This is a genomic window from Stieleria mannarensis (assembly GCF_014154935.1).
In the GTDB taxonomy this organism is placed as follows: Bacteria; Planctomycetota; Planctomycetia; order Pirellulales; family Pirellulaceae; genus Stieleria; species Stieleria mannarensis.
Genome location: NZ_JACEHH010000112.1, coordinates 1 through 3,612, shown reverse-complemented (window position 1 = coordinate 3,612; position 3,612 = coordinate 1). Strand labels below are relative to the sequence as shown.

Annotated in this window: 4 protein-coding genes; all 4 read right to left on the bottom strand. The window is 53.8% G+C overall.

The features are described from left to right. Positions 1 to 293: 293 nt before the first annotated feature. Positions 294 to 632 carry a hypothetical protein gene (locus H1B37_RS32415; RefSeq protein ID WP_182871428.1) on the bottom strand — a complete coding sequence of 113 codons (339 nt, stop codon included), beginning with the start codon at positions 630 to 632 and terminating at the stop codon, positions 294 to 296. An 801-nt stretch (positions 633 to 1,433) separates the two neighbouring features. After that, a complete protein-coding gene (locus tag H1B37_RS32410; RefSeq protein WP_182871427.1) occupies positions 1,434 to 2,027 on the bottom strand; it encodes a hypothetical protein in 594 nt (197 codons plus the stop codon). Positions 2,028 to 2,058: 31 nt separating this feature from the next. Next, on the bottom strand, positions 2,059 to 2,583 hold the full coding sequence (locus H1B37_RS32405) for a four helix bundle protein (RefSeq protein ID WP_182871426.1): 525 nt from the start codon (positions 2,581 to 2,583) through the stop codon (positions 2,059 to 2,061). 723 nt (positions 2,584 to 3,306) lie between these two features. Continuing rightward, positions 3,307 to 3,612, bottom strand: a 306-nt coding sequence (locus tag H1B37_RS32400) for a hypothetical protein (protein ID WP_182871425.1), incomplete at its 5' end; no start/stop codon positions are given.

Genomic DNA, 3,612 nt, shown 5'->3' with positions numbered 1-3,612 from the left:
AAATGCCATCGCCATTGTCAAGCCGAACAATGTCAGCGCAACCGCGAACCAGATTTCGTAACGTTTCAATCTCGAACGGTGGCGCAACCACTCATCGTACTGAAGCTCGAAATAGCTTCGATCAAACGTGAGATGAGCAGTCGCGATCATGTTCCAACTTCAGTCGAGGAACGGTGGTGGTCACCGGGCGACCACCAGTAAACATGAACTCAGGAAAGACGGCGCGGTCGCTCCGGTGCACCACTTGGTTCCCCGTGCATTCCACAAGCCGTGTGAATCTGTATCCGTTGCGATCACCTGCCAGCATCATACTCGATTTCTCCGGTTGAGTCGTTGATCGTCAGCATGAAGTGGTCCCCTGGGAAACGCGAATTCTGATGGTATCCGAGGCTCCAATAGCGTTCGCCCTCGTACACATCTACAACAATGGCGGGCGGTCCCTGTCGGATATGATCGGTCATGCCAGTCTCCTCACAATACCGCGTGGCGGCAGCAACTACGTCGTCGGGCGACATGCGCCATCCGACTGGCTCGGGATCGACCATATCGTATTCGGGTACAGGAGTGGACCGCACGCATCCCAGCATGATGCCTAGCGTACCGATGGCGATCAATGACGTCGCGCGTTTCATGAATTTCAGCCGGGGAACGTCGCCCGTCACCGGGCCGGGAGGGAAAGGTCAACCATTGCCAAAACGCTCGCAAGCCCGGCTCCGGTGCACGGGATGGTTCGCCGTTTCCGCATCATGTGCTTGGCAATACAATCGACTGAAGGTATTGATCCACGATAGGCGGTAATTCGTAGATGTCTTGGTGTGTCTCGAAGCCCACAGAGTATGTTGCATCACCTTTCGTAACGATAGTTTCGTGACGGTACAACTGCCAATACTTCCAGTCATCCCATGTCTTAGATTCGCGAATTGTAACGCGGTTAGGGCAATCCTGCCCGTGAAATCGAAAGGTGTCCGGAAATAAGCTGTAGTCGATTGGTTCAGTGAGACGTTCAACCCAGAGTTTTGATGGATATCGAAGGCTATTATGAACGCCCAGCCAATGATCATCTCGGTCCAAATGATACCACGCACGTTTCCAGTTCGTGGGCGCGATTAGCGACATGCCATTCTTGTGATGAATACGCCTCGCTTCACTCGGTTGCGTAAAAGGAATGTCAGCGCCGGCCAGCGACACGTCACGGGCGGCACGAAATGCTGGACGTAAGAGAGCGATGAGGACTCCGACGAACACGAAGACGAGCACCGCCTCAAAAGGAGAAATGCGAAATCGTATACGCTTAAGACTCACCGTCAGATCCGTTGAAAGGCAATGTCAATCGGCGAACGGTAGACATCACGGAGGACGGACGATTGACCTTCCACTTCAAAAACCGCGCAAGCCGTCCTTCCGTGCATGTCATGGTTCCCCGTGGTTGTTTGTCAGTTGAATGGATCGCCGCCGAACGGATCGCCGAACGAATCCTCAGTTGAAGGGGCCAAGCTTGCATCGAATAGTTTACACCAGTGTCCTTCCTCAAGAGCATCTTGGGCGTCGGAAGCCCATAGCGAAATAGGCAAGTCATTCGAAAGTGCATGGACCACGGCGGATACAAATGAGTTTTCAGCGACCGATGTCCTTCGGCCGCTCATTTCGGCGATGCGGGCTCTTGACCATGCCGAAACCGATTTTGAGGTCAATTGAACGAATTGGCGATCGTCGGCAGATGCGATAACGATTGCTCTATCGCCCTCGCGTTTGATAGAAATCCCCGTTCGCTTAACCATGGCGTCTACCGACGATGGAAAAACGATCATCGCTAAGTGAGGTGCTGCGCTCCGATCTGACACACCAAACGTGCATTGTAAGGTTCCGCCATCGAAAGCAAATGTTACTGAACCACGAACGTCTTGCGTAGATGCATCGTCCCCTGCCACCACGACCGGCCCAAATGGATTGTTTGCTGGCACAGGCTCTTGCGCGTCGGAATAAGCACAACCGAATGAGGCGAGGACAAAACAGAGAACGTAACGCATTTAACGAATCTTCAACGGGGAACGACCCGGATCAGCGGGGACCGGGAGTTGAGCATCCATTCATGAAAACTGACCACCGGTCCTCCGTTGCATCCGATGGTTCTGGCTGTTCTTCGTGCTCGTACTCGTACTCGTACTCAGCATCGCGGTACTCGTACTCGACTGCAGCATTGTACTCTTCGCTCGACTCGGAAACGACGTCGGCGCGACCAATCAGCTTGGTCAACATCGATACGATTCGTTTGAGCATCCGCTTCCGCTGGCGGTTTGATTCGTCATCAATTCCACTGGTTGCGGCAAGCACGTCCTGAATCGACGCGCATTCTAACGCCGATCCACGGGCAATGTCGAGAAATCGATTTCGATCCTTGAGACTGCGTTTACCGTTGCCTTCGGCAATGTTTAGCGGAATCGATTGCGCAGCGCGAAGCCATTGATCCCGGGCATGACGATGAAGCCCGTTGAGCTGTTTGGCGATGGCGAACGATTGAGCGACGTAATCGATCGAGAGACGATAAACGTCGAGTCGGTCATGGTCGAAGATTGGTTCGGTCATCAGTGCCCCATTCGAGTACGAGTACGAGTACCGGCTGCGCCTGAGTACGAGTACGAATCCTTACATGCCAGAACGTTGGCCGTCACCGGGCCGGGAGTGTAAAGTCAACCATTGCCAAAACGCTCGCAAGCCCGGCTCCGGTGCACGGGATGGTTCCCCGCTTTCCTAGGCTTCGGAGGCGTTAAGCCCCATTCCATTCGCTAGCGGGCCAATCACAGAAATGATCTTGATTCGCGACGCCATCGTTACGTTAACGACAATGTGCTTCGGGTTCCGTTCGATGACAAACGGTCGGTCCTCTTCCGGCTCAGGAAACGCAGCGTCAATAGCGTCCACGAGCGGCTGTTGAGGAAATGGATCAGTCAAGTCATCGCCAGCATCGTGTAGGATCGCCACCGCAGCCTCGCCGACCTTTACCTTTCGTTTGCGGCGAACTGCTGAATCACGCAGGTCCCCGTTCCACTTCCAGATTACTAAATTCGCTGTCATAGGAATGTGTCAGCACGCGGTAGAAGCTGTTGTTGTTAACAAATTTGTGGATCGAGGCGAGCGCAATTCATGCGGATGAAGAAAGTGTCGAGCGCAAATTGAGTATTGTCGGGGAACGGCGGCGTTGACCGGGCCGCCGCCAATCAACATCGACCTCACGAACGACGCGATCGGCGGCTCCGCGTCCAACGCTTTGTTCGTCGGTTTCTATTGTCACTGGAGTTGTGTTGAATTTTAAAGGAACCAGACCATGACAACGCTGAGCGACCGATCCATGGACAATCGGCACAATGCAATCAAATCGCTGCCAAATGTCCCAGTGATGTGCTGATGCCAATCAGGCTCGCGCAGTTCTTCCACAAAGTACCGGTGCGACCAATGTTTCATGAGCGCCGGACCATCGTCCGGCGACACCGACGCGACCGACGACACCCAATTGTAAATAAGCCTATCCGCAAACATACCGCCCACAGGTTCATCCCGTTCAAAGTCGATATCAATGATGGGGCTTCCGGTCAGCTTTGCGACAGCATCTTGTAA